General features: G+C 40.9%; 2 protein-coding genes. Both read left to right on the forward strand.

What is annotated here, in order from left to right; translation table 11 throughout:
* The coding region (locus H5202_RS19545) for a laccase domain-containing protein (RefSeq protein ID WP_182773533.1) at nt 1-346 on the forward strand (346 nt) is incomplete at its 5' end.
* A gap of 164 nt (nt 347-510) precedes the next feature.
* Entirely contained in the window at nt 511-3084 is a 2574-nt protein-coding gene (gene clpB, locus H5202_RS19550) for an ATP-dependent chaperone ClpB (RefSeq protein WP_182773534.1), read from the forward strand.
* Nucleotides 3085-3224 lie beyond the last annotated feature (140 nt).

Genomic DNA, 3224 nt, shown 5'->3' on the forward strand with positions numbered 1-3224 from the left:
TTTATGTGAGGGAGTCATCGAGCAAGCATTGGCGATTTTTGATTCTCCACCGTCAACTTTAATAGCATACTTAGGGCCAGCAATTGGTCCTTCTACTTTTGAAGTTGGTAGTGAAGTTCGTGATGCTTTTATCAATAAAAATTCGCAGGCTGCAGCATATTTTGTTCGCCATAACACGAAATATTTAGCTGATTTAGTCGGCTTAGCTAAGTTGCGTTTGTCTACAGCAGGCGTTACTCAAACTTATAGCGCAGATGTGTGTACCTTTTCTGAACCCGATTACTTTTCTTATCGTCGCGATAAGCAAACAGGGCGAATGGCTTCTCTAATTTGGCTTAAATCTTAAGTTATCATTGCTAATAGTATCCAAGTATAAAAAATCAACAATTTTTTGATCCAGATTAAGTTTTTACCTTGAGTTTAGATTAATTGCCCCCATCTTTAAGTTAACAAATTATTCATTTCTGAATTAATTTCCCTCTCAACAAGTATCAGATCCTAGGAGGTTGTATGAGACTCGATCGTATGACTAATAAGTTTCAAATTGCCATTTCTGATGCCCAATCATTAGCATTGGGGCGTGATCATCAATTCATTGAACCTATTCATTTAATGATGGCGCTATTAAATCAAGATTCTGGTTCTATCCATTCTTTACTTACCCAAGCGGGTATTCGTGTCAGTGCGCTTCGCTCAGCGATTAGCCAAGAGTTAGAGCGTTTACCACAAGTTGAAGGTACCGGTGGTGATGTTCAACTATCGCAAGGGTTAATTCGTTTACTAAACCTATGCGATAAATTAGCCCAAAAGCGTAAAGACAAATACATTTCGTCAGAATTGTTTGTTTTGGCGGCATTAGAAAATAATGATCCTCTCGCCAAAGCATTAAAAGATTCTGGGGCAAGCAAAGAGTTAATGGAAAAAACCATTGAAGACATGCGTGGAGGGCAAAAAGTTGATGATCCCAATGCTGAAGATCAACGCCAGGCATTGAAAAAATTTACCGTAGATTTAACCGAACGCGCTGAGCAAGGTAAGTTAGACCCTGTTATTGGTCGTGATGAAGAAATTCGCCGCACGATTCAAGTATTACAACGTCGTACTAAAAATAATCCGGTATTAATTGGTGAGCCAGGTGTCGGTAAAACAGCTATTGTTGAAGGCTTAGCTCAGCGTATTGTTAATGGTGAAGTTCCAGAAGGGATTAAAAATAAACGGGTCTTGTCATTAGACATGGGTTCGTTAATTGCTGGAGCTAAATACCGCGGTGAGTTCGAAGAGCGTTTAAAAGCAGTGCTAAATGAGTTATCTCAAGAAGAAGGTCAAGTCATCCTCTTTATTGATGAGTTGCATACCATGGTCGGCGCCGGTAAAGGTGAGGGCGCAATGGATGCCGGTAATATGCTTAAGCCTGCATTAGCACGTGGTGATTTACATTGTGTCGGGGCAACTACACTTGATGAATATCGTCAATATATTGAGAAAGATGCTGCACTAGAGCGTCGCTTTCAAAAAGTGATTGTTGATGAGCCAAGCGTTGAAGACACTATTGCCATTTTACGTGGTTTGAAAGAGCGTTACGAATTACATCATCATGTTGAAATAACCGATCCTGCAATTGTTGCAGCAGCAACCATGTCGCATCGTTATATTTCAGATCGAAAACTGCCGGATAAAGCTATCGACTTAATTGATGAAGCGGCATCTAGTATCAGAATGCAGATAGACTCAAAGCCAGAAGTACTTGACCGGTTAGAGCGCCGCGCTATTCAACTTAAGTTAGAAGAACAAGCGTTAAGTAAAGAGTCGGACGAAGCCAGTCGTAAACGCCTTGAGTTTTTGCAACATGAACTAAGAGATGTTGAAAGCAAAGCTGCTGAAATGAATGAAATTTGGCATACCGAGAAAGCTGCACTTGCCGGGACCCAACACATCAAAGCCGATCTTGAGCAGGCAAGAATGGACTTGGAAGTAGCTCGTCGTGCGGGTGACTTAACGCGGATGTCTGAATTGCAGTATGGGCGTATTCCTGAGCTTGAAAAGCAACTAGATTTAGCATCACAAGCCGAAATGCAAGATATGACACTGTTACGTAATAAAGTGACTGAGGTCGAGATTGCTGAAGTTCTATCAAAAGCGACCGGTATCCCTGTTTCAAAAATGCTCGAAGGTGAGCGTGAAAAACTATTGCATATGGAAGATGCATTGCATGAGCGTGTAATTGGCCAAAATGAGGCTGTAGATGCAGTATCTAATGCAATTCGCCGTAGTCGTGCAGGTCTTGCCGATCCACAACGTCCAATAGGTTCGTTCTTGTTCCTTGGGCCTACAGGTGTGGGTAAAACAGAGCTGTGTAAATCGCTAGCTAAGTTTTTGTTTGATTCAGAATCGGCTCTTGTACGCATAGATATGTCTGAATTTATGGAAAAACACACCGTTTCGCGTTTAGTTGGTGCCCCTCCCGGGTATGTGGGTTATGAAGAAGGTGGTTACTTAACAGAAGCGGTTCGCCGTAAGCCCTATTCTGTGATCTTGTTAGACGAAGTTGAGAAAGCTCATCCAGATGTATTTAATGTGTTATTGCAAGTATTAGATGATGGCCGTTTAACTGACGGCCAAGGCAGAACGGTTGATTTTAAAAACACTGTCATCATTATGACGTCTAACCTTGGCTCAGATATTATCCAAGAGGGCTTTGGTCATACAAGTTATGAAGATATGAAAGCTGGAGTGATGAATGTTGTGACTCAAAGCTTCCGTCCAGAGTTTTTAAATCGAATTGATGAGTCTGTGGTATTCCATCCCTTAGACGCCGAAAATATCAAACACATTGCCAGTATTCAATTTGAATTATTGCGCAAACGGCTTATAGAGAAAGAGTTTGATATTGAATTATCTGATGAGGCATTATCATTAATTGCCGAAGCTGGATTCGATCCTGTTTATGGAGCAAGGCCATTAAAACGAGCATTGCAACAAGAAGTAGAGAATCCTTTAGCCCAAAAATTACTGCGAGGTCAATTATTGCCGGGTAAAATGATTAAAGTTGTAGTGGAGGATGGCAAGCTAGCCTTCAATCAATAATGTTATCTAGCATTATCAGCTGAAGTCATTTGAACAAAGGGAGCATTAGCTCCCTTTGTTATTATTTGCTTTGACAAAATAACCTGACTCTTTCAGTGTTTTCAGCAATAGCAGCTTGCTTCTGTTCTTCTGTCATTACG

The sequence above is a fragment of the Shewanella sp. SG41-4 genome (genome assembly GCF_014164505.1).
GTDB lineage: Bacteria > Pseudomonadota > Gammaproteobacteria > Enterobacterales > Shewanellaceae > Shewanella.